The organism is Pseudomonas sp. GW821-FHT07F01, from assembly GCF_059418825.1.
In genome coordinates, this window is sequence record NZ_JBWKQO010000004.1 from 505,036 (window position 1) to 527,377 (window position 22,342).

At 66.0% G+C, this 22,342-nt stretch carries 22 protein-coding genes; 12 read left to right on the forward strand and 10 right to left on the reverse strand.

Features of this window, described 5'->3' with window-relative positions; translation table 11 throughout:
- Positions 1 to 6: 6 nt before the first annotated feature.
- From AC07R1_RS16760 to AC07R1_RS16770, 3 genes are read right to left on the reverse strand one after another with little or no spacing between them, the layout of a single operon-like run.
- Positions 7 to 1,194, reverse strand: a complete 1,188-nt coding sequence (locus AC07R1_RS16760; protein ID WP_265577975.1) for an acyl-CoA dehydrogenase family protein — start codon at positions 1,192 to 1,194, stop codon at positions 7 to 9.
- A 10-nt stretch (positions 1,195 to 1,204) separates the two neighbouring features.
- Complete coding sequence (locus AC07R1_RS16765) at positions 1,205 to 2,386, reverse strand: acetyl-CoA C-acyltransferase (RefSeq protein ID WP_015634539.1); 1,182 nt, start codon at positions 2,384 to 2,386, stop codon at positions 1,205 to 1,207.
- 17 nt (positions 2,387 to 2,403) lie between these two features.
- Positions 2,404 to 4,524 (reverse strand): 3-hydroxyacyl-CoA dehydrogenase NAD-binding domain-containing protein, encoded by a 2,121-nt coding sequence (locus tag AC07R1_RS16770; protein ID WP_495110758.1) that lies wholly within the window; start codon positions 4,522 to 4,524, stop codon positions 2,404 to 2,406.
- A 296-nt stretch (positions 4,525 to 4,820) separates the two neighbouring features.
- Between AC07R1_RS16770 and AC07R1_RS16775 the strand changes: the two genes are divergently transcribed.
- The 7 genes from AC07R1_RS16775 to AC07R1_RS16805 all read left to right on the forward strand — a co-directional run bounded on the left by AC07R1_RS16775 (position 4,821) and on the right by AC07R1_RS16805 (position 11,649).
- Positions 4,821 to 5,537 carry a GntR family transcriptional regulator gene (locus AC07R1_RS16775; protein WP_495110759.1) on the forward strand — a complete coding sequence of 239 codons (717 nt, stop codon included), beginning with the start codon at positions 4,821 to 4,823 and terminating at the stop codon, positions 5,535 to 5,537.
- Complete coding sequence (locus tag AC07R1_RS16780) at positions 5,534 to 6,322, forward strand: SDR family oxidoreductase (RefSeq protein ID WP_011059819.1); 789 nt, start codon at positions 5,534 to 5,536, stop codon at positions 6,320 to 6,322. The genes AC07R1_RS16775 and AC07R1_RS16780 overlap by 4 nt, the downstream gene beginning before the upstream one ends.
- Before the next feature lie 99 nt (positions 6,323 to 6,421).
- Complete coding sequence (kce, locus tag AC07R1_RS16785; protein ID WP_011059820.1) at positions 6,422 to 7,354, forward strand: 3,5-dioxohexanoate:acetyl-CoA acetone transferase; 933 nt, start codon at positions 6,422 to 6,424, stop codon at positions 7,352 to 7,354.
- 72 nt (positions 7,355 to 7,426) lie between these two features.
- Positions 7,427 to 8,755: an MFS transporter gene (locus AC07R1_RS16790; protein WP_495110760.1), complete on the forward strand. Its 1,329-nt coding sequence runs from the start codon at positions 7,427 to 7,429 to the stop codon at positions 8,753 to 8,755.
- 99 nt (positions 8,756 to 8,854) lie between these two features.
- Positions 8,855 to 9,775 carry a LysR substrate-binding domain-containing protein gene (locus AC07R1_RS16795; RefSeq protein ID WP_011059822.1) on the forward strand — a complete coding sequence of 307 codons (921 nt, stop codon included), beginning with the start codon at positions 8,855 to 8,857 and terminating at the stop codon, positions 9,773 to 9,775.
- A gap of 238 nt (positions 9,776 to 10,013) precedes the next feature.
- Positions 10,014 to 11,201, forward strand: coding sequence for a low temperature requirement protein A (locus AC07R1_RS16800; RefSeq protein WP_015634542.1), 1,188 nt, complete (start codon positions 10,014 to 10,016; stop codon positions 11,199 to 11,201).
- 82 nt (positions 11,202 to 11,283) lie between these two features.
- Entirely contained in the window at positions 11,284 to 11,649 is a 366-nt protein-coding gene (locus AC07R1_RS16805; protein ID WP_123473808.1) for a 5-carboxymethyl-2-hydroxymuconate Delta-isomerase, read from the forward strand.
- Between the two features lie 3 nt (positions 11,650 to 11,652).
- Here AC07R1_RS16805 and AC07R1_RS16810 read toward each other — a convergent pair whose 3' ends face one another.
- The 5 genes from AC07R1_RS16810 to AC07R1_RS16830 all read right to left on the reverse strand — a co-directional run bounded on the left by AC07R1_RS16810 (position 11,653) and on the right by AC07R1_RS16830 (position 16,256).
- Positions 11,653 to 12,591: a LysR family transcriptional regulator gene (locus tag AC07R1_RS16810; RefSeq protein WP_011059825.1), complete on the reverse strand. Its 939-nt coding sequence runs from the start codon at positions 12,589 to 12,591 to the stop codon at positions 11,653 to 11,655.
- A 180-nt stretch (positions 12,592 to 12,771) separates the two neighbouring features.
- Positions 12,772 to 13,680, reverse strand: coding sequence for a DMT family transporter (locus AC07R1_RS16815; protein ID WP_072443275.1), 909 nt, complete (start codon positions 13,678 to 13,680; stop codon positions 12,772 to 12,774).
- A 16-nt stretch (positions 13,681 to 13,696) separates the two neighbouring features.
- Positions 13,697 to 14,881 (reverse strand): cyanate transporter, encoded by a 1,185-nt coding sequence (locus AC07R1_RS16820; protein WP_019093310.1) that lies wholly within the window; start codon positions 14,879 to 14,881, stop codon positions 13,697 to 13,699.
- Between the two features lie 208 nt (positions 14,882 to 15,089).
- Entirely contained in the window at positions 15,090 to 15,560 is a 471-nt protein-coding gene (cynS, locus tag AC07R1_RS16825) for a cyanase (RefSeq protein ID WP_011059828.1), read from the reverse strand.
- Positions 15,561 to 15,596: 36 nt separating this feature from the next.
- The gene (locus AC07R1_RS16830; protein WP_011059829.1) at positions 15,597 to 16,256 is read right to left on the reverse strand and encodes a carbonic anhydrase; all 660 of its coding nucleotides are present in this window, start codon (positions 16,254 to 16,256) and stop codon (positions 15,597 to 15,599) included.
- A 109-nt stretch (positions 16,257 to 16,365) separates the two neighbouring features.
- Here AC07R1_RS16830 and cynR point away from each other — a divergent pair, with 109 nt between their 5' ends.
- Complete coding sequence (gene cynR / locus AC07R1_RS16835; protein ID WP_011059830.1) at positions 16,366 to 17,256, forward strand: transcriptional regulator CynR; 891 nt, start codon at positions 16,366 to 16,368, stop codon at positions 17,254 to 17,256.
- On the opposite strand, the gene AC07R1_RS16840 is transcribed toward cynR, so the two are convergent.
- The gene (locus tag AC07R1_RS16840; RefSeq protein WP_011059831.1) at positions 17,229 to 18,017 is read right to left on the reverse strand and encodes a transporter substrate-binding domain-containing protein; all 789 of its coding nucleotides are present in this window, start codon (positions 18,015 to 18,017) and stop codon (positions 17,229 to 17,231) included. The genes cynR and AC07R1_RS16840 overlap by 28 nt on opposite strands.
- Positions 18,018 to 18,181: 164 nt before the next feature.
- On the opposite strand from AC07R1_RS16840, the gene AC07R1_RS16845 reads away from it, so the two are divergent.
- The 4 genes from AC07R1_RS16845 to AC07R1_RS16860 all read left to right on the forward strand — a co-directional run bounded on the left by AC07R1_RS16845 (position 18,182) and on the right by AC07R1_RS16860 (position 21,443).
- Positions 18,182 to 18,844, forward strand: coding sequence for a class I SAM-dependent methyltransferase (locus tag AC07R1_RS16845; RefSeq protein WP_495110761.1), 663 nt, complete (start codon positions 18,182 to 18,184; stop codon positions 18,842 to 18,844).
- A gap of 122 nt (positions 18,845 to 18,966) precedes the next feature.
- A complete protein-coding gene (rnd, locus tag AC07R1_RS16850; RefSeq protein ID WP_011059833.1) occupies positions 18,967 to 20,100 on the forward strand; it encodes a ribonuclease D in 1,134 nt (377 codons plus the stop codon).
- A complete protein-coding gene (locus tag AC07R1_RS16855; protein WP_011059834.1) occupies positions 20,097 to 20,390 on the forward strand; it encodes a YcgL domain-containing protein in 294 nt (97 codons plus the stop codon). The genes rnd and AC07R1_RS16855 overlap by 4 nt, the downstream gene beginning before the upstream one ends.
- A 120-nt stretch (positions 20,391 to 20,510) precedes the next feature.
- Entirely contained in the window at positions 20,511 to 21,443 is a 933-nt protein-coding gene (locus tag AC07R1_RS16860; RefSeq protein ID WP_011059835.1) for a D-2-hydroxyacid dehydrogenase, read from the forward strand.
- Positions 21,444 to 21,556: 113 nt separating this feature from the next.
- On the opposite strand, the gene AC07R1_RS16865 is transcribed toward AC07R1_RS16860, so the two are convergent.
- Entirely contained in the window at positions 21,557 to 22,150 is a 594-nt protein-coding gene (locus tag AC07R1_RS16865; RefSeq protein WP_011059836.1) for a nitroreductase family protein, read from the reverse strand.
- Positions 22,151 to 22,342 lie beyond the last annotated feature (192 nt).

The window sequence follows — 22,342 nt, forward strand, 5'->3', positions numbered from 1 at the left end:
GCACCCTCAGAGCCCGAGAATCATTTTCGAAATGATGTTTTTCTGGATTTCATTGGAGCCGCCGAAGATCGACAGCTTGCGATTGTTGAAGTACTGCGCCGCCGCGCTACTGGCGAAGGCCTGGCCCAGGTCCATCGCCCCAGTGTCGCCTTCGTCCTGCATGACCCGGGCGGCGGGGCCCATGGCCCGGCGCAGCAGAGCGGTGAGCTCCTGGCGGATTTCCGTGCCGCAGATCTTCAGCATCGAGCTTTCCGCGCCGGGCGCGCCGCCGCCGGCCACCGCTGCGATCACCCGCAGGTTGGTGGTCTTCATGTTCTCAAGGTCGATCTCGACCCGGGCCAGGCGTGCAGCGAACTGCGGGTCTTCCAGCAGCGGCCGGCCATTGCGGGTGCGCTGTGCTGCCACGCGCTTGAGGCGTTGCAGCGCGGCCATGGACAAGCCGACCCCGGCAATGTTGGTGCGCTCGTAGGTCAACAGGTACTTGGCACAGGTCCAGCCCTTGTTTTCCTCGCCCACCAGGTTGGCCACCGGCACCCGCACGTCGGTGAAAAACACCTCGTTGATCTCGTGGTCGCCTTCCAGGGTGATGATCGGACGCACCTCGACCCCGGGGCTGGCCATGTCGATCAGCAGGAAGCTGATGCCTTCCTGGGGCTTGGCCTCGCGGTCGGTGCGCACCAGGCAGAAAATCATGTTGGCGTGCTGGCCCAGGGTGGTCCAGGTCTTCTGGCCGTTGACCACATAGTGATCGCCGTCGCGCACCGCCGTGGTCTTGACCGCCGCCAGGTCCGAGCCGGCACCGGGTTCCGAATAGCCCTGGCACCACCAGTGGCGGCCGTCGAGGATGCGCGGCAGCCAGTAGTCCTGCTGCTGTGGGGTGCCGTACTTGATCAGCACCGGGCCCAGCATGTTGACCCCGAACGGCACGATGCGCGGCGCGTTGGCCAGGCCGCATTCGAGTTCGAAGATGAATTTCTCCACGGCGCTCCAGCCCGGCCCGCCAAAGGCCTCGGGCCAGTGGTTGGCCAGCCAGCCGCGGGTGTTGAGGGTCGAATGCCAATGCTCCATGTCGGCCTTGGACAGGCGTTCGCCATTGGCCACCTTGTCACTCAGTTCGCTGGGCAAGTGTTCGGCGAGGAAGGCCTGCACCTGATTGCGGAAGGCTTCTTCTTGGGGGGTGAAACTCAGGTCCATGTCGGCGTCCTCAATAGATTTCGAACAGCGCGGCGGCGCCCATGCCGCCGGCAATGCACATGCTGACCACGGCGTACTTGACCCCGCGGCGCCGACCTTCGAGCAGCACATGGCCGGCCAGGCGCGCACCGGTCATGCCGAACGGGTGGCCGAGGGCGATGGCCCCGCCGTTGACGTTCAGGCATTCATCGGCGATGCCCAGCCGCTGCTGGCAATAGAGCGCCTGGGAGGCGAAGGCTTCGTTGAGTTCCCAGAGGCCGATGTCGTCCACCTTGAGGCCGTGCCGGGCCAGCAGCCGGGGTACGGCGAACACCGGGCCGATGCCCATTTCGTCGGGTTCGCAACCGGCCACCGCCATGCCACGGAACACGCCCAGCGGTTGCAGGTTGGCGCGGGCCGCTTCACGGGCCTCCATCAGTACGCAAGCCGAGGCGCCGTCGGACAGTTGCGAGGCGTTGCCGGCGCTGATGAAGCGCTGCGGGCCCAGCACCGGTTCCAGTTTGGCCAGGGCCTCGTAAGTGCTCCCCGGGCGGTTGCAGGTGTCGGCGTCCACCGTGACCTGGTGCTGGCTGACCTCGCCGCTCTGCTTGTCGGTCACGGCCATGGTGGTGGTGCAGGGAATGATTTCCTCGCGGTAGTGCCCGGCCCGTTGCGCCGCTTCGGTCTTGTGCTGGCTGCGCAGCGAGAAACGGTCCTGGGCCTCGCGGCTGATGCCGTAGCGCGCGGCGACGATGTCCGCGGTCTCGATCATCGGCAGGAACAGCTCCGGCTTGTGCTGCACAAGCCAGGGATCGAGATCCGGGTCGTCGCTGCCGCGGCCGCGGATCTGCGAGATGCTTTCCACGCCACCGGCAATGATGGCGGGGGCGCCATCGACCACGATACGTCCGGCGGCCATGGCGATGGCCTGCAAGCCGGAGGCGCAGAAGCGGTTCACCGTGGTGCCGGCGATGCCGATGGGCAGGCCGGCGCGGACCACCGCCAGGCGCGCGACATTGCGCCCGGTGGTGCCTTCGCCGTAGCCACAACCGAGGATGGCGTCCTCGATCAGCCCCGGGTCGATGCCGGCCCGTTCCACGGCGGCGCGTACCGCGAAAGCGGCGAGGGTCGGGCCGGGAGTGATGTTGAATTCGCCGCGGTGGGCCTTGGTCAGGGGCGTGCGTGCGGTGGATACGATGACGGCTTCGCGCATGGCGCGTGCTCCTTGAGTCAATGGCTGTGGTTGAGGCTGTCGAAGTTCTCGCCGCGCTCCACCAACTGCTCCAGCAGTGGCGAGGCTTTCCAGAACAGCGGGTCTTGTTCGGCGAATTCGCGGATGTCCGCCAGCACCTGGGGCAGGCCGTACTGGTCGGCGTACTTGAGCGGGCCACCGCGATAGCGCGGGAAGCCGTAGCCATGGATAAAGGTGATGTCCACATCCAGGGGGCGCAGGGCGATGCCTTCGTGCACCACGTTGGCGCCTTCGTTGATCATCGCCGCCATGTAGCGCCGCAGGATCTCCGGGTTGCCGAAGGGGCGGGGCGTGATGCCGGCCCGGGCCCGCTCGGCCTCGATGACGGCCAGGACTTCCGGGTCCTGGGTGGCGCTGCGCGGGCCCTGGGCATAGAGGTAGTAGCCACGGCCGGTCTTTTGTCCGAACCAGCCGCGCTCGCACAGGCGGTCGGCAATCTGCACGTAGCGCGCGTTGGGATTGCGGGTGGCGGCCTTGCGTTTGCGCGTCGCCCAGCCGATGTCGCCGCCGGCCAGGTCGGCCACCTGGAAGGGCCCCATGGGGAAGCCGAAGTCGCGCAGGGCCTGGTCGATCTGATAGGGCGAAGCGCCGTCTTCCATCATGTAGTCCGCCGCCTGGCGGTAGACCGCGAGGATCCGGTTGCCGATGAAACCATCGCAGACCCCGGCACGCACCGGCACCTTGCGCAGTTTCTTCGCCAGTTCGAAGGCCGTGGTCACCACGTCCGGTGCGACCTTGGCCGGGACCACGATCTCCAGCAGCTTCATGATGTTGGCGGGGGAGAAGAAGTGCAGCCCGATGACATCGGCAGGCCGCGAGACGCTGTCGGCGATGGCGTTGAGGTCCAGGTAGGAGGTGTTGCTGGCCAGTACCGCGCCAGGTTTGCACACCCGGTCCAGTTCCTTGAACACCGCCTGCTTGGCGGCCATGTCCTCGAACACCGCTTCGATCACCAGGTCGGCCCGGGCCAGGTCCTGGTAGTCCAGGCTGGCGCGGAAGCGGGCCAGGGTCGCGGCCTTGCCGGCGGCATCCAGGCGGCCTTTTTCGATCAGCCCGTCATAGACCTTCTCGACGTTGCCCCGGCCGCGGTCCAGGGCCTGCTGGTCGCGCTCGATCATGGTGACCTGCAGGCCGGCGTCGAGGGCCGAGACAGCGATGCCGGCGCCCATGGTGCCGCCGCCGACCACGGCCACCTGTTCGATGGGGCGAGGCTGGGCGATGCGGGTTTCCGGGGCCTTGAGCACCTCGCGCTCGGCGAAAAAGGCATGTACCAGCCCGGCACGCTGCGGGCTGTCGAGGCATTCCTGGAACAGCCGGCGTTCTTCCTCCAGGCCTTGATCGAAGGGCCGGTCAAGGGCCGCCTCGACCGCACGAATGATGTTCTGCGGCGACAGCAGGCCCTTGGCCTTGTGCGTGAGCTGTTCGCGGGCGGCGTTGATCTGTTCGCGTTGCAGATGCTGATCGCCCAGGGCCCGGGCGTCCCGGGTGCGCCGCACGCCGGCATGGCTGTCCACCAGCTCGCGGGCATAGGCCAGGCCGGCAGCCAGGGCATCCTCACCCTCCGCCAGGCGGTCCACCACCCCCAGGTCGAGGGCCTCCCGGGCATTCAGGTGACGGCCGCTGAGCATCAGTTCCAGGGCCGCCCGGGCACCGATCAGGCGTGGCAGGCGCTGAGTGCCACCGGCCCCGGGCAGCAGGCCGAGCAGCACTTCCGGCAGGCCGAGGCGGGCGCTGCCCAGGGCCAGGCGGTAGTGGGCCGCCAGGGCCACTTCCAGGCCGCCTCCCAGTGCCACTCCCTGGATGGCCGCCACCACCGGTTTGGCGCTGTCCTCGATGCGCTTGACCACCGCTGGCAATGCCGGGGCCTGGGGCGTCTGGCCGAATTCGCGAATATCGGCGCCGCCACAGAAGTGGCGCCCGGCGCCGACCAGCAGGATGGCGGCCACCGTCGGATCGTCGGCGGCGCTGTCCATGGCGGCCAGCAGCCCGCGCCTGACCTCCACGCCAAGGGCGTTCACCGGCGGGTTGTCGAGGGTAAGGACCAGGATGTTGCCGTGCAGGGCGGATGCCACAGAGGGCTGGGCGGTGTCGCGACTCATTGCAGCAGTCTCCCGAGGAAAGGGCAGCGTGAGGCCGATGGTTGCCCAGGGGCTCCGGGCGCTGAACGGAAATCAGGATTGGATTCCGCTGTTTGAATCGGCTGGTGAAAATAATCCTGTCATCAATAAATTAGTGGGTCAATACGGAATTGTGTTTCGCAGTGCGGAATAAAAAGATTCTTTTTACTTGATTTAAGCCCTTGACTGCTTCAGAGACGTGAGGATGAATATTTGACATATTTGATTTGTGATCACATATTGCTGCCCACAAGAATCACAACACAGGTGTCACCCCCATGTCCGAAGGTCCTATCCCCCTGCCTACCTTGCGTCAGGTTTCTCGCGATACCTTGCAGGAACAGGTGTATCGACAGATTCGCGAAGCCTTGATGAGTGGCCGATTCCAGCCCGGCCAGAAACTGACCATTCGTGGCCTGGCCGAAGCCCTGGGTTCCAGCCCGATGCCGGTGCGCGAAGCCCTGCAGCGCTTGAGTGCGGAAAATGCCTTCGAGGTCACGGAAACCTCCCGCCTGCGGGTACGCATGATGACGGTGGAGCGCCTGCGGGAAATCCGTGATGCACGGGTGGCCCTGGAGGGGCTGCTGGCGGAAAAGGCCGTGCAGCATCTGCACAAGGCCGATATGCAGGAGATCGCCGATCTCTGCCGGCAGATGCAGAAGGCCGCCGACCAGGTGGATGTCTCCCGCTACCTGTGGACCAACTTCGCTTTCCACCGGCGCATCTATGCGGTGGCCCGGGCCGAACTGACCATGGCCGCCGTGGAGAACTTCTGGCTGCACATGGGCCCCTGCTTCGCCCTGGTGGCGCCGGACAAGGCCCACCTGCAACGTTCCATGGAAGCCCACAACCGAATCGTCGAGGCCCTGGTCGCCGGCGATGGCCCGGCGGCGCGAGCAGCGGTCACCGACGACATCATGCAGGCGGCGGATTCCCTGGGCCGCCTGCTGGCCAAGAGCGACGGTGCAGCCCTGCGCAAAGGAGGCCGGGCATGAGCATCCTTCAGCGTTTGCAGCCTTATCCGGGCTTGCGGGTGATGATTTCCGGTGGCGCGGCGGGCATCGGTGAAGTGCTGGCCGCTGCCTACCTTGAAGCCGGCGCCCAGGTGCATGTGTGCGATGTCAGCGAAGCGGCCCTGGCGGCCTTTCGCGATCGCTACCCCGAGGCCCTGGCAACCCGTACCGATGTCGCCGACCCGGCGCAGATCGAAGCCTTGTTCAAGCTTCAGGTGCAGCACTTCGGTGGCCTCGATGTGCTGGTCAACAACGCCGGCATTGCCGGGCCGACCGCGGGCATCGATGCCGTCAGCGATGCCGACTGGCAGCGCACCATCGATATCAACCTGACCGCGCAATACCGCTTCGCCCACCACGCGGTGCCCCTGCTCAAGGCCTCGGACAAGGCCCACCTGCTGCACATCGCCTCCGTGGCCGGGCGCCTGGGCTACGCCTGGCGCACGCCCTATGCCGCTACCAAATGGGCGATTGTCGGGTTGATGAAGTCTTTGGCGGCGGAGCTGGGTGCCAGCGATATCCGGGTCAACGCGCTGTTGCCGGGGATAGTCGAGGGGCCGCGGATGGAGGCGGTGATCCAGGCCCGGGCCGAACAGACCGGGGTACCGGTGGCGCAGATGCGCGAGCAGTACCTGGAGAAGATCTCCCTCAAGCGCATGGTCAGTGCCGAAGACGTGGCGGCCATGGCGCTGTTCCTCTGTTCGCCGGCGGCATGCAACGTCACTGGCCAGGCGATCAGCGTCGACGGCAACGTCGAATACCTCTAGCTCCCGCCGGCTGGCCGCGCCGGCGAGGACCGCCGGCGCTGAAACCTGTAGCGACACCCTGGGATTTTTTTCATCAAGAATAAAAGTCGGAGTACCGTCATGCCTGGAAAAACACCCGTCATCATCACTTGCGCCGTTACCGGTGCCATTCATACCCCGTCCATGTCGCCCCACCTGCCGGTCACGGCCGGGGAGATCGCCGCCGAGGCCATCGCCGCCGCGGAGGCCGGGGCGGCCATCGTCCACCTGCACGCCCGGGACCCGGAGGACGGCCGGCCGAGCCAGGACCCCGAGCTGTTCCGGCGCTTCCTGCCGCAGATCAAGGCCGCCTGCGACGTGGTGATCAACCTCACCACCGGCGGCGCGCCGACCATGGGTGTCGAGGAGCGCCTGCAACCGGTGCTGGAGTTCAAGCCGGAACTGGCCTCGCTGAACATGGGCTCGATGAACTTCGGCCTGTACGAAATGCTCAACCGCTTCACCGAGTTCAAGCACGACTGGGAGCGGCCGTACCTGGAGGAAAGCGACGACCGGATTTTCCGCAATACCTTCCGCGATATCGCCCATATCCTCAGCGCCTGTGCCGAGAACCGCACGCGCTTCGAGATCGAGTGCTACGACATCGGCCACCTCTACACCGCTGCGCATTTCCTGGAGCGCGGCCTGCTCAAGGCGCCGCTGTTCATCCAGTCGGTGTTCGGCCTGCGGGGCGGCATCGGCGGCCACCCCGAGGACCTGGCACACATGCGCCGCACCGCTGACCGGCTGTTCGGCGATGCCTATCACTGGTCGATCCTCGGCGCCGGGCGCAACCAGATTCCCCTGGCGACCATGGGCCTGGCCATGGGCAGCCATGCCCGGGTCGGCCTGGAGGACTCGCTGTGGGACGGCCCCGGCAAGCTGGCGGCGAGCAACGCCGACCAGGTACGACGCATCCGCAGCGTCATCGAGGCCCTGGGCGGCCGGGTGGCGACGGCGGACGAAGCCCGCACCCTGCTCGGGCTCAAGGGACGCGACCAGGTCGCCTTCTAAGCCCCGCAGGCCCGCTGCCGGCGCCTTCCGGGCGCTGGCGATCCCGCATAACAATTACAAAGGGATATGCCCATGAACACTGCAACCGCCGCGCCGCCCCGGGACCCGCAACAACTGACCCGGCTGATGTTCCTCAAGCTGATGCCGCTGCTGATCGCGGCCTATGTCCTGAGTTTTCTCGACCGCACCAATATCGCCCTGGCCAAGCATCAGCTGGATGTGGACCTGGGGATTTCCGCCGCGGCCTACGGGCTGGGGGCCGGACTGTTCTTCCTCACCTATGCGCTGTCCGAAGTGCCGAGCAACCTGATCATGCACAAGGTCGGCGCGCGCTTCTGGATCGCCCGGATCATGGTGACCTGGGGGCTGATCTCCGCCGCCATGGCTTTCGTCCAGGGCGAGACCTCCTTCTATGTGCTGCGCCTGCTGCTGGGGATCGCCGAGGCCGGGCTGTTTCCCGGGGTCATGCTGTACCTGACCTACTGGTTCGACCGCCAGCAGCGGGCCCGGGCCACCGGCTATTTCCTGCTGGGGGTGTGCCTGGCCAATATCATTGGCGGCCCGCTGGGCGCGGCGCTGATGAAGATGGACGGCCTTTTGGGCTGGCACGGCTGGCAGTGGATGTTCCTGCTCGAAGGCCTGCCGGCGGTGTTCTTCGCCTGGGTGGTATGGCGGCGCCTGCCGGACCGCCCGAGCCGTGCTCCCTGGCTGAGCGCCGAGGAAGCGGCGGCCATCGAACAGCGCCTGGCCCGGGAAGCCGACGAGGGCGCGAGGCAGGGCGGGCACTCGTTCCGGCAATGCTTCACGCCACAGATCCTGCTGGCGATCTTTGTCTACTTCTGCCATCAGATCACCATCTACACCGTGATCTTTTTCCTCCCCAGCATCATCGGCAAGTACGGCAACCTGAGCATCATGAGCGTTGGCCTTTTGACCTCGCTGCCCTGGATCGCCGCAGCCGTCGGGGCTATCGCCTTGCCCCGGCTGGCCAACAGCCCGCAACGCTCGCGGCGCCTGCTGGTCTGTGGCTTGCTGGTGATGGCGGCGGGGCTGTCGATCGCGGCGTTTTCCGGGCCGGTATTCAGCCTGCTGGGGTTCTGCGTGGCGGCGCTGATGTTCTTCGTGGTGCAGTCGATCATCTTCCTGTACCCGGCTTCACGGCTCAAAGGCGCGGCGTTGGCGGGTGGCCTGGGCTTCGTCAATTCCTGCGGGCTGCTGGGCGGTTTTGTCGGCCCTTCGGTGATGGGCGCGATCGAGATGAGCACCGGCAATGCCATGAATGGCCTCAAGGTGATTGCCCTGGTGCTGCTGGTGGCGGCATTGGCGGCACTGCGTTTGCGCCAGGGCCAGGAGGACCGCTGTGAGCAAAGGGCGAGTGGGCTGGCGAGAAACTCCGCCTGAGGTCTGCCCGGGGTTGGCGTCGCTTGGCAGATCTTGCCTGGACGCCAGCCCTCCGGCCTTTCTACACTGCTTCCCGTCTGGGGACCGGGGGCAACATCAATGAATCGCAATGAACTGCGCAAGGCCGATATCAACCTGATGGTGGTGTTCGAGGCGCTGATGCTTGAGCGCAATGTCACCCGGGTGGCGGAGAAGCTGTTCCTCGGCCAGCCCACCATCAGTTCCGCGCTCAACCGCCTGCGGGCGATGTTCAACGACCCGCTGTTCATTCGCGTCGGCCATCGCATGGAGCCCACGGCCCGTGCCGAGCAGATCATCCAGCACCTGTCGCCGGCCCTGGACGCACTGTCCTCGGCCCTGAGCCTGACCCACGATTTCGATCCCGCCAGCAGCACCATGACCTTTCGCATCGGCCTGTCCGACGACGTCGAGTTCGGCCTGCTGCCCCCCCTGCTGCGGGCTCTGCGCCAGGAAGCGCCGCAAGTGGTGGTCGTGGTGCAGCACGTGGACTACTGGCGGATTCCCGACCTGCTGGCGTCCGGCGATATCACCGTGGGCATCAGCCAGACCCGCGGCCTGCCGGCCAACGCCAAGCGCAAGCTGCTGCGGCATATCCAGCCCAGCGTGCTGCGGGCCGATGCCAGCGACACACCGCTGACCCTCGACGAGTACTGCGCGCGGCCCCATGTGCTGGTGTCCCACACCGCCAATGTCGCCGGCTTCGCCGATGAGTGGCTGGCGGAGATCGGCCGCACCCGCCAGGTCGTGTTGTCGGTGCCCCAGTACAGCTCGCTGCCGGCCCTGCTCGCCGGTACCAAGCTGATTGCCAGCCTGCCCGACTATGCCGCCGCCGCCATGGCCGCCTCGGGGCAGCTGTACTGCGAGCCGTTTCCGTTCAAGACCCCGACCCTGGACCTGTCCATGGTCTGGCTCAGCCATGTGGACACCGACCCCGCCGAACGCTGGCTGCGCTCGCGGCTGGAAGCCTTCATGAGCGAGCGGGCGCCCCTCGCGAGCTAATCGTGCCTTGCAGCCGCTGCCGCAGGCTGCGATGGACCGCGCAGCGGGCCCCAAACCTGCCCATGCGGTATGCCTGGCGGATCGGGTGGGCGGCCTTGCCAGTCCTGCGGACCGGGTCGCAGCCTGCGGCAGCGGCGACAGCGGCGCAGTGAACGGAGGCCGCCAGCTTGGCATAGGCACAGGGGGCTGCTTTGCTGTGTGGATCGTCTGTTGAAACATTGATCGGTGGAGTGTGCCCATGAGTCGTTCCCGTTCCCTGTTGCGTGGGCGTGGCAGCCACGACAGCGGCAAGGTTGGCATGGTCGAGCTGTTCTTCGACCTGGTGTTCGTGTTTGCCGTGACCCAACTGTCCCACTCCCTGCTGGCTCATCTGTCCCTGGGCGGAGCGCTGCAGGTGGCGTTGCTGATGGTGGCGGTGTGGTGGGTGTGGATCTTCACCTCGTGGATCACCAACTGGCTGGACCCGGAAGCCCTGCCGATCCGCCTCGGCCTGTTCGTGCTGATGGTGGCCGGGTTGCTGCTGTCCTCGTCGATTCCCCAGGCCTTCGGCGAGCGTGGGCTGCTGTTCGCCGGCGCCTATGTGTTCATGCAGGTGGGGCGCACCGCCTATTCACTGTGGGCAGTGCGCGGCGAGCCGCTGAACATGACCCGCAACTTCCAGCGGATCCTCTTGTGGCTGATGTTCTCGGGCGTTTTCTGGATCACCGGTGGCCTGCTCGAAGGCCCGCAGCGCCTGGCGTGCTGGGGGCTGGCCCTGGCCATCGAGGTGCTGTCGCCGTCGCTGTATTTCTGGGTGCCGGGGCTCGGCCGCTCGACCCTGGAAGACTGGAATGTCGAAGGCAACCACATGGCCGAGCGCTGCGCTCTGTTCGTGATCATCGCCCTGGGTGAATCCCTGCTGGTCACCGGCGCCACCTTCGCCGAGCTGGCCACCAGTGCCGAAGGGGTACTGGCTTTCGTGGTGGCGGTGCTGGGCAGCATTGCCATGTGGTGGGTGTATTTCGACAGCGGCGCCGAGCGTGCCCACCACCGCATCGCCCACTCCAGCGACCCGGGGCGCCAGGCGCGTATTGCCTACACCTACCTGCATGTGCTGATCGTCGCCGGGATCATCGTCAGTGCGGTGGCCGACGAACTGGTGCTGGTGCACCCGCAGCATGCCAGCCAGGCCGCGGTGCTGGTGATCGTCGGCGGGCCCTGGCTGTTCCTGCTCGGTTGCGCGCTGTTCAAGTGGGTGATGAACGAGCGGCCGTTGCCGCCGCTGTCGCACCTGGCCGGGCTCGCGGCCTTGCTGCTGTTGTTGCCCGCGGCCTGGAACCAGTGGTTTTCCGCCCTGGCGCTGGGCAGCCTGACCACCCTGGTGATGCTGCTGGTGGCGGCCTGGGAAACCCTGGCCCTGCGGGAAAGGGCGGCGTCCAGGCAATGAGGCTAACGGCTACTGCGGCGGCGTGGGGCGGGTTGTGTAGTATGGAGCGCCTTTTTACCCCTGACTGACCGGGAGCTTTGCCATGCCGCACCTGCATATGGAATACACCGCCAACCTGCCGCAACTGGACGTCGACAAGGCGCTGCTGCGACTCAATCATGGGCTGGTGGCGTCCGGGCAGTTCTCCGACGAGTTCGACATCAAGAGCCGCGCAGTCAAGGTCGAAGCGTTCCGGGTCGGCACCGGGATTGGCGAGCGCGGCTTTGTCCACGTCAAGCTGGCCTTGCTCAGCGGCCGCTCGCCAGAGATCAAGAAGCAGTTGTCCGAGAGCCTGCTGGCGGTGTTGCAGGATCTGGCGCCATGGCCGGCGGATGTCCAGGTGCAACTGTGCGTGGAGATCGTCGATATCGACCGCGCGTCCTACAGCAAGGCCGCCGTCGGCCGCTGAGGATCAGGCCAGCCCCTGCTCGGCGCAGACCTTGACTATCTGTTCACGGAACCAGGTCTGCGCGCTGTCCTGATCGGTGTGCTGGCTCCACTGCATGTCCAGGCTGAATCCCGGCAGGCCGCTGGGGGCCTCGCAATGGTTGAACACTGCCTCGTTGGCCAGCAGTGCCTGGATGCGCCGGGGCAGGGTGAGGAGGAAGTCGGTGCCGGTGATCATCTTCAGCGCTGCGCTGTAGCTGTTGGAGCGGGCGACGATCTGCCGCTTGTGGGCCTGGCGCGCCAGCCAGCCGTCCACCATGTTGCTGTCCGACGTCCAGGGCGTGGGAAACACGTGCCGCCGCTCGACGAACGACTGCAGGCTGAAGCGCGGTTCCCTGGGCGGGGTCGCACGCTTGTCGAAGACACACACCAGGTCGTCCTCCAGCAGCATCTGCGACTTGAAGTCGGCGTGGCGGCGATGGAAGTCGGGCCCGAAACAGATCACCAGGTCGACGCTGCCATCGCGCAGGTCCTCGGCGGGAATATCACTTTCCAGCTTCTGCACGTTGACTGTCACCGGCAGGTCGGCGTAGTCGAAGCCCTTGAGCAGGCGCGGCAGGATCAGCAGCTCGAAGTATTCCGGGGCACAGAGGTTGAAGGTCACGGCCTGGCGGGTCGGGTCGAAGGCCGGCACACCGCTGTGGCACAGGTTGATGCTCTCCAGGATCCTCAGCACGTGGTTGTACATGCTGGTGGCCTTGTAGGTCGGGCGCATGCCGGTGCGGGTGTTGATGAACAGTTCATCCTCGAAGCCGTTGCGCAGTTTCTTCAGGCAGTAGCTGACGGTCGACTGGCTGACGCAGAGGGTTTCCGAAACCCCGGTGACACTGCTTTGCTCGTACACCGCGATAAAGACCATGAGGTCCTGCATGTCGAGTTTTCTGAGCACATTGCTGATGAGCATCCGTTCCATCCCGCTGAGCACCTGGCGCCGGTGGCGCGCAAACCGGATCGATGCTAGCGGAACGATCGTCCTAATTAAATGCCCGGGGCGGGGATTCGCGGACAGCATCGGGACATAAATGTCCGATAACACGACCTGCGCAGTTTCGCGCACTGCAATGGTGCTTGTCCCGGGTAGATTTCAGGCCGCCGCGGCTGTCGGGCGGCTGCCGCGCACCAGGCCGAGCATGCCCAGGGCCACCAGCAGGGCGCCGAGCATTTCTGTCAACTGTGGCCCCTGGCCCAGCCACAACCAGTGGAACAGCGTGAGGAACAGGGTGCTCAGGTAGATGTAGGAAATCACCGTGGACGGGGCGATGACGCCGATGGCCCGATGCAGCAGCCAGAAGGTTGCCAGGGTGGCGAACAGCGCCAGGTACAGCAGCCACAGCAGGTCGTTGCCGCGCAGTAGCGCGGCACTGCGCCAGCCGCCACTGGCCAGGCTGGCGACAAACAGGAACAGCGATCCGAACAGCATGTTCCAGAAGGTCATGGCCGCCGGGCTGCGCCCTTGCAGGCTGCCGGCCTTGAAGCGCTGGCTCAGCGGCGAGTAGGCGGCCATGGCCAGGCAGCCCAGGGCGTAGATACCCATGGCGTACAGCGACGGCAATTGCCCTGGCGCGCCGCCCTTGAGGATCAGCAGCAGCGCCCCGGCCCCCGCCACCAGCATCGGCAGCAGGCGGCGCCGCTGGCCGCTGCCAGGCAGCAACCAGGCTTCGAACACCAGGGTCAGGAGCGGCACCAGGGTGAACAGGGTCCCGGTGTTGACCGCCGAGGTATAGCGCAGGGCTTCGAACAGCGAACCGAAATACAGCGCCAGCAGCAGGCCCAACAGCCCGTGGGCGCGCAAGCCGGCCAGGGTCATGGGCGCCGAACCCTTGAGCCACAACAGAGGCACGAACATCAGCGCCGAGAACAACAGGCGCAGGGCAGTCAGCAGCACCGGGTCGATGGCCTGGCTGACCTCGGCGGCGGCAAAGAACGAAGCGGCAATCAGCACCGCCCACAGCAGCATGCCGAGGTTGGCCTGGGTGAAGTTCACCGGGTTCATGATGGCCTCTCCCGGCTCAGCGGATGTGCTGGCGGTAATGCTTCGGATCGAAGCGCAGCGCCATGAGGATCATCACCAGCATCACCGCGGCCAGTGACCACCAGGCCCATTCGAAGCTGCCCAGCTGGTCGCGGATCATGCCCGCCAGCAACGGCGACAGCCCGGCAATCAGGTAGCCGATGCCCTGCACGAAAGCGGTCAGGCCACCGGCGCGGCGCGGGTCGCTGAGGTGGTCCAGGGAGACGATCAGGCTCATGGGAAACAGCCCGCCAATTCCCAGGCCCAGCAGGCACGGCCACAGCAGGCTGAGGTGTTTGGGGCTGAGGATCAGGCCGCAGAAGCCGGCGATGATCAGTACCAGCAGGGCCACCAGCACCAGGCGCCGGTCCTGGCTGCGGTTGGCGATGGCCGGGGTGACCAGCCCGGAAATCACCTCCATGGCGGTGAGAAAGCCCAGTAACAGGCCCGCGTTCTGCTCGCTCCAGCCGTTCTCCACGTAGTAGGGCGCCAGCCATGCCAGCACGCAGGTGTAGGAAGCGGTGCCGAGGCCGAAGAACACCGCCAGCAGCCAGGCCCGGCGATTACCGGCAAAGGACTCCCGTGCTCCACCTTTGCCCGGCAGCCTGGGCAGGGCCGCGCGCTGGGCGTACCAGAACACCAGGGCCAGCAGCGCCAGGGCGGCCCAGATCGCCAGGGCCAGGCGCCAACTGCCACTGTGGTTCATCACCAGGGGCGAGAACGACGCGGCCAGCGCTGCACCGCCCATGATCGAGGTGACGTACAGGCCCATGAACAACGAGACATTGTCGGCAAAGCGCGACTTGATCAGCGCCGGCAGCAGTGCCTGGATCAGGGCGATGCCGATGCCGGCCAGCACCGCGCTGAGAATCAGCTCGGCCGCCGAATCCATGAACAGCCGCGAGACCGTGGCCAGGCCGATGACCAGCAGCGACAGGACCACGGTGCGGTGCTCGCCCAGGCGCTGGCTGATGCCCATGCCGAAGAACATCGCCAGGCCCATGGCCATGACCGGCAGCATGGTCAGCAGGGAAGCCAGGCTGAAGCTCAAGGGGATATCGCCACGAATGCCCGACAGCAGCGGGCCGACGGCGGCCATCGACGGACGCAGATTGAGCGCCACCAGAATCACACTGACCATCAGCCAGAGTGCGGGGCGGGAAGTTGCACGAACGTTTTCCATGGTCGGACCTTCAACAAACAAGGACCCGATTAGGCGGCTCGGTCTGGAGTGGGGGCAAATCAGAAAGTCCGCGGTGTTATTTAAAAACTAAATAACACCGCGGACCTGTAGCCGCTGCCGCAGGCTGCGATCCGGGCCGCAGGGCCGCAAACCGGACGATACGCACGCCCGGCAGGCACCTACCGCTGGAGCAACCTGCAACCCGGGGTCAGAACGGCTTGGTCGGCAGGTACTTGCCGTCCAGGGTGATCACTGCGCGGGAACCGCCTTCCGGATCTTCGACCTTCTTGATGTCCAGCTTGAAGTTGATGGCGCTGATGATGCCGTCGCCGAACTGCTCGTGGACCAGGGCCTTGAGGGTCGAACCGTAGACCTGGAGCATTTCATAGAAGCGATACACGGTCGGGTCGGTGGGGATGCCGCCGGCGATGCTGCCGCGCAGGGGAATGCTCTGCAGCAGGCGGCTGGCGTCCTGGTCCAGGCCCAGCTTGTCGCACACCAGGTCGGCGGCGGTGGCCGGCAGGGCGTGCTGGCCCAGCAGGGCGGCGGTGACGAAAGCCAGGCTCAGCCCGGTGCCGTCGGTGAGGTCCTGCCACGACAGGTTCTTGCGCGCCTTGGCGTCGATGATGGTGTCGGCCAGGGCCAGGCGTGGAGCTTGGGCGAATTGGGATTGCAGCATGGGGTGACTCCTCTTGAGTGACGAAACGGGGGCTGCTCAGGCAGCGCTGGAAGCTTGGCTGGCCAGGGCACAGGTGTGCGGGTACTCGGCCAGGGAGACGAAACGCTGGGTGTTGCCGTCGAGGGCGACGATGGCGCCGCTCTCGATGTCATAGACCCAGCCATGCAGGTTGAGCCGGCCCTGCTCCAGGGCCAGGGCCACCGAAGGATGAGTCTTGAGGTTGGCCAGTTGGGCGATCACGTTGTCGCGCACCAGGGCGTCCAGGTGCTCGGCGGGCGAGGCGTGCTGGCGGGCGGCATTGATCACCTTGGCCGACTCGGCATGGCGCAGCCAGTTGGCTACGGCGGGCAGGTGGTCGAGGCACTTGCAGGTGGAAATGGCGGTCATCGCGCCGCAGTCGGAGTGGCCGCAGATGACGATGTCGCTCACGCCCAGCACTGCCACCGCGTATTCCACGGTGGCCGATACGCCGCCCGGCTCGGGGCCGTAGCTGGGCACGATGTTGCCGGCGTTGCGGATCACGAACAGGTCGCCGGGCTCTTGCTGGGTCAGCAGTTCGGGCACCACCCGGCTGTCGGAGCAGGTGACGAACAGGGTGCCGGGGTTCTGGGTGCTGGCCAGTTGCTTGAACAGTTCACTGCGTTGGGGAAAGGCTTCGCGCTGGAACTTGAGGAAGCCGTCGATGATGTTCTGCATGGGGTTTTCCTTGCGTCGCTGATGGGGCAAGGATGGAAGTTTTCAGCTATAGCGTCCAAGACCGGCTTGTTATGCTTTCCATAAGTACAGCCTATAGTTGGAATTCCCCATGCTGTTGCGTCACATCCGTTACCTGCTGGCCGTGGCCGAGCATTGCAACTTCACCCGGGCTGCCGAGGCGCTGCATGTGTCCCAGCCGACCCTGTCGCAACAGATCAAGCAGTTGGAGGAGGGCCTGGGGGCGCCGCTGTTCGACCGTTCCGGGCGCAGCGTGCGCCTCACCGATGCCGGCCAGGCCTATGTCGCCTATGCCCGCCGCGCCCTGCAGGACCTGGAGGCGGCCAGGCGGGCGATCCACGATGTGCAGGACCTGAGCCGCGGCTCGCTGCGCCTGGCACTGACCCCGACCTTTACCGCCTACCTGGCCGGGCCCTTGCTCAGCCGCTTTTACCGGCAGCACCCGGGAATCGGCCTGAGCATCGAGGAAATGACCCAGGACCGCCTGGAAGCGGCCCTGGCCGAAGACCGCCTGGACCTGGGTATCGCCTTCGCCGGCGAGCACTTGGCGGAGATCGAGAGTCAGGCGCTGTTCATCGAGACCCTGAGCCTGATGGTCGGCCCGCAGTATCCGCAGCCCGAGCGCCTGCCCTTGAGTGCCGAGGCCCTGGGCCGCCAGCCCCTGGTGCTGCTCAGCGCCGACTTCGCCACCCGCCGGCACATCGACCTGTATTGCCGGCAGCAGGGCATTGCCCCGCCCATCGCCGCCGAGGCCAATTCGGTCAGTGCGATTGTCGAGATGGTCCGGCGCGGGCAACTGGCGACCATCCTGCCCAGCTCCATTGCCCGGGAGCAGCCGGGGCTGCGCACCCTGGCCTTGCAGTCACCACCGGCGCCGCGCAGCGTGGTGCTGCTGGGGCGCAAGGGCGCCTATCGCAGCGCCGCCTGCCAGGCTTTCCGGCAGCTGCTGCTGGATCAGGACGAGGGCGCGGCCAGCCACTGATTGACCACCCGGTCGTAGGCGCCGGTGGCCTTGCTCAGGTGCAGCCATTGGTCGACGTAGCTTTTCCAGGCCACATCGTCCCGGGGCAGGAGAAAGGCCTTCTCGCTGTATTGCAGGTAGCGCTCGGGGTTGACTGCGCACAGCCCCGGCTTGTGCCGTTGCTGGAAGCGCGCCTCCGAGGCGTCGGTGATCATCACGTCGGCGCGGTGGGTCAGCAACTGATCGAAGATCGTCACGTTGTCGGCGAACAGGGTCAGGCTGGCCTTGGGCAGGTGGGCCCGGGCGAAGATTTCGTTGGTGCCGCCCGGTGGCTCGATCAGGCGCACCTCGGGCTGGTTGATCTGCTCCAGGGTCTGGTAGCGCTTGAGATCCTGGCAGCGCACCAGGGGGATCTTGCCGTCGATGCCCAGGGGCTGGCTGAAGAAGGCTTTTTTCTGCCGCTCCAGTGACACCGAAATACCGCCGACGGCGATGTCGCACTGTTGGCTCTGGAAGTCCGCCATCAGGCCTTTCCAGGTGGTGTTGACCCACTTCACCCGCACCCCGAGGCTCTCGGCCAGGGATTCGGCCAGGCTGATGTCGATGCCTTCGTAGTGGCCGTCGTCGCGCAGGTAGCTGTAGGGCTTGTAGTCGCCGGTGGTGCAGACCGTCAGGTGGCCGCGCTCGATCACCTGGTCCAGGTGCGAGGAGGGCTCCTGGGCGAAGCTCAGGGCTGGGGCGCTGAGGCCCAGCAGGGTACACAACAGCAGGCGCGGGAGCATGGAATCGTTCCTTGAGGGGCAGGGGGGGCGGAGCATTATTGGCGCCAGCCGCCGGCCAGGCAAGGCAAGTACCGGTGCTGGAAGGCGATGCGGGCTTTCGACCTTTTTTTCACGAATGGCACGTTAACCTGTGGCCCCTGGATTCCAAAAAGAGTTCGCCGTTCATGTCGTCCCATCCCCCACCGTCCATCGAACTTGAGTTCGCTCGGCGCTACGACCAGGAGCACGCGCGCGTCTGCCGCGAGCCCCGGCCAGCCGGGATCGGCGCGCGCCTGGCCGCCTGGCGCACGGCGCGCCTGGTACGTCACGCCCTGAAGGAAGCCGGCGAGCCGGGGCTGATCCTGGATGTGGCCTGTGGCGCCGGGCGCTACTGGCCGGTGCTGGGCGAGCACGGCAACCGGGTGATTCTGGCGGCGGACCCTTCCCAGGACATGTTGAACCATGCCCAGACCCACCACCCGGCCAGCCTGCTGAAACGGGTCAAGACCTTTCACAGCTCGGCGTTCAATATCGGCCTGTCGGCCAATGCGGTGGACTGCATCATCTGCATGCAACTCTTTGCCCACGTGACCCGGGGTGAGGATCGCCTGGCCCTGCTGCGCGAGTTCTTCCGGGTCAGCCGGGACACGGTGATCCTGGCCACGCGGATCGAACCGCTGTTGCAGATCGCCCGACCCGCTTCTGCCAGCTCCGGCATGCTGCCGCTGGCCAGCAAGGTGCAGCTGGAAGCGGAGTTCCGCGAAGCCGGTTTTGAAGTGCTCGACCATCGGGACCTGCTGCCCGGTTGGGCGCCTACGCGGGTCTATGTGCTGAGAAAACAGGGTTAGCCCAGAGTCTCGGACTATTCTTGCCCTCCGGCAGATGGTTTCTCACTTGCTCTTGTCGGGTGAATGCTCGGAAATCGCCGGAGGCGATATATACTGCGCGCCATTCTTCAAGGGAGAGCCGTGTGGCCATCGATATACATTGGATTCGCGACAACGATAGCCTCGGTCAGCTTTGCGCCCAGTGGCAGCAGTTGCCATTCGTCGCCCTCGACACCGAATTCATGCGGGTCGACACTTTCTATCCCATTGCCGCCCTGTTGCAGATTGGCGATGGGCAGCGCGCCTACCTGATTGACCCTTTGACCATCGACAACTGGCAACCACTGGCGGCCCTGCTGGAGAATCCGGCAGTGGTCAAGGTGGTGCACGCCTGCAGCGAGGACCTTGAAGTCCTGCTGCGCCTGACTGGCAGCCTGCCGGCGCCGTTGTTCGACACGCAACTGGCGGCCGCCTACCTGAACCTGGGTTTCTCCATGGGCTATTCGCGCCTGGTGCAGGAAGTCCTGGGCATCGACCTGCCCAAGGGCGAGACCCGTTCCGACTGGCTGCAGCGCCCGCTGTCGGAAACCCAGGTCAGCTACGCCGCCGAAGACGCCGTGCACCTGGCCCAGGTGTTCACCGAACTGCGGCCCAGGTTGTCCGAGGACAAGTACCGCTGGGTGCTGGAAGACGGCGCCGAGCTGGTGGCCAACCTGCGCCGCGAAGTGGACCCCTACGAGGTCTACCGCGAAGCCAAGCTGGCCTGGAAACTGTCCCGCGCCCAGCTGGCGGTCTTGCGTGAACTGTGTGCCTGGCGCGAGCGCGAGGCCCGTGCCCGCAACCTGCCGCGCAACCGTATCGTGCGCGAGCATGCCCTGTGGCCCCTGGCCAAGACCCAGCCGGACAACCTGTCGGCGCTGGCCAAGATCGAAGACATGCACCCGCGTACCGTGCGCCAGGACGGCGAGTTCCTCCTCGACCTGATCAAGCGCACCGCCAGCGTCGGCCCGGATCAATGGCCGCCGGCCGTGCCCGAACCCCTGCCGATCGAAGCCGCGGCCCTGCTCAAGCGCCTCAAGGCCGTGGGCCAGGCCCAGGCCGAGCGCCTGGGGATCGCCCCGGAAGTGATGCTGCGCAAGAAAACCCTGGAGAGCCTGCTCAAGAGCGGCTTCCCCAACGGGCCTTACCAATTGCCTGATTCGTTGCGTGGCTGGCGCCGCGAATTGATGGGCCAGGCGCTGCTGGACAGCCTGGCCACCGCCGGAGAACAGCCTTGAAACGTATCTGCTCCATCTACAAAAGCCCGCGCAAGAACGAGATGTACCTCTACGTGCTCAAAAGCGAGGCTCTGGAACGCGTGCCGGAAAACCTGCTGCTGGCCTTCGGCAAGCCGCAACATGCCTTCGACCTGGTGCTGAGCCCGGAGCGCAAGCTGTCCCGCGAGGACATCCACCAGGTGCTGGAAAACCTCGACAAGCAGGGCTACCACCTGCAGATGCCACCGGCAGAAGACGAGTACATCGAGCACTTGCCCGAAGAGCTGCTGCGTCGCAATGATCCGGTCTGACCTGTAGGCGCCCGGTCCCGGGCGTCCTTGTAAGTGCAACTGACTGACCTGGCAGCCGCCTTGATCGATGGAGCGATTCTCCGTCGGCGGCTGCCTGCACCGTTTTTTAAGGTTTGAGCCATGCGCGTTCTGATTGCCGAACACGATCACGCTGTTTATGCCCGCCTGTTGCGTCAGGCGGCCCCGGAGCTGGAAGTGCTGACCAGTGGCGACTCCGCCGAGCTGGCACGGTTGGCGGCGGATTGCCCGGTCTGGCTGGGGCAGCCGGACCTGCTGGCCACCCTGCTGCGCCAGGGGCACCAGCCCCAGTGGCTGCAGTCCACCTGGGCCGGCATTACCCCGCTGCTGGCCGACGGCCTGCCGCGGCACTACCGCCTGACCCGGGCCGTGGGCATCTTCGGCCAGGTGATGGCCGAGTACGTGCTGACCTACATCCTGGGCCATGAGCGCGAGGTGCTGGCGCGCCTGGTGAGCCAGGTCGAGCGCAAGTGGGACAACCGCCTGGGCCAGAGCCTGGTGGGGCGCAAGGTGCTGATCGTCGGCACCGGCGACATCGGCCAGAGCGTGGCGCAGTTCCTCCTGCCGTTTGGCGTGAAGCTGTACGGCATCGCCAGCCAGCCCCGGGAGCAGGCGCCCTTTATCGAAGTGGCCGGCCTGCAAGACCTGGGGCGCCTGGTGGGGGAGGTGGACTACGTGGTCAACCTGCTGCCCAACACCCCGAGCACCCACGACCTGTACGACGCGGCGCTGTTCAAGCAGTTCAAGCCCACGGGGTTGTTCATCAATGTTGGCCGGGGCGTGGCGGTGGTCGATGCGGACCTGGTGCAGGCCCTCAAGGATGGACATCTGGCGGGGGCGGTGATCGATGTCTGCCGCCAGGAGCCCTTGCCGCAACGGCATCCGTTCTGGACCGCCTGGGGCTTGCTGCTGACGGGCCACAGTTCGGCGCCGACCTCGCCGGAATTGATGGTGCAGTTGTTCGTCGACAACCTGCGGGCTTATCAGGCTGGGCAGGCCCTGCGCGGCGAAGTGGATTTCGCCCGGGGCTATTGAAACGTGCCTGAACGCAGGAGCGAGCTTGCTCGCGAAAGCCGCGCTTGCCAGGCATGCGCGGCAGCCTTCAGGGCTTCGCGAGCAAGCTCGCTCCTACAGAGGCGATCGCGGCTTTAGAGGCTGAAATCGCCTTCGGCCACGGTTTCGCTCAGGGGGCGACGCGGGCTTGGCTCTTCCCGGGCCTGGAGGTAGTCGGCCAGGGTCGACTTGTCTCCCAGCTTGCCCACGGCCACGGCGGCGTGCACGGCATAGCCTTCGGGGATCTTCAGTTCCTTGCGGGTCAGTTCCTGGTCGAAACCGGCCATGCCGTGGGTGTGCCAGCCACTGAGGCTGGCTTGCAGGGCCAGGTGGCCCCAGGCCGAACCGGTGTCGAAGGTGTGCCACAGGGCCGGGGTTTCCTCGCTGGCGCCGGGCACGGTGAAGGTGGTCTTGGAAATCACGATCACCAGGGCCGAAGCGTGTTGCGCCCAGCCACGGTTGAATTCGTTGAGCAGGCCGAGGAAGCGTTCCCAGTTCGGCGTGTCGCGGCGGGCATAGAGGAAGCGCCAGGGCTGCGAGTTGTAGGCCGAAGGCGCCCAGCGTGCGGCTTCGAAGAAGCTCAGCAGGGTTTCTTCGGGGATGCTTTCGCCGGTGAAGGCCCGGGGCGACCAGCGCTGGGTGAACTGCGGGTGGATGGCGTAGTCGGCAACGCGAGTGTTGGCGCTCATGGAAAAACTCCTGGCAGCATGTGAGATGAGTGGAATAAACCGGCAAGCGCAGATGAGCTGAGCGAAGGGGTATTCCTGACCCCGTGCGGTTTGCCGGGTGCAACGCGGTCAAGCGTTAATGGCACACGGACGCGGGTCGGTCCGAGGGGCAAAGCTACTGTGCCCATGGCCCGCTGACAAGTCCCGGCCTAC